The following is a 311-nucleotide window of genomic DNA, read 5'->3' as shown; positions in this document are numbered from 1 at the left end:
GCAATACGGCCCGCGCGAATCGATGGAATACGACGTCGTGATCGTCGGCGGCGGCCCCGCCGGGCTGTCGGCGGCGATCCGGCTCAAGCAGCTGGCCGCCGAGAAAGGCACCGAGATCGGCGTGTGCGTGCTCGAGAAGGGTTCCGAGATCGGCGCGCACATCCTGTCGGGCGCGGTGATGGACCCGCGCGCGATCAACGAACTGTTCCCCGACTGGAAGGAACGCGGCGCGCCGCTCGACGTCGAGGTGACGGAAGACCGCTTCCTGTTCCTGTCCGAGAAGAGCGCGGTCACCACGCCGAACTGGGCGC

Annotated in this window: 1 protein-coding gene; it reads left to right on the top strand. The window is 68.5% G+C overall.

Annotated features, from left to right (window positions below):
* Positions 1 to 311: NAD(P)/FAD-dependent oxidoreductase (locus tag G3O06_RS48745; protein WP_205820514.1), on the top strand; the 311-nt coding region annotated here is incomplete at both ends.

This window comes from Burkholderia sp. Ac-20345, assembly GCF_017104825.1.
Classification (GTDB): Bacteria; Pseudomonadota; Gammaproteobacteria; order Burkholderiales; family Burkholderiaceae; genus Burkholderia; species Burkholderia lata_B.
Note: the sequence above shows the minus strand (reverse complement) of the source record. Positions and strands in the feature narration are given on the sequence as shown.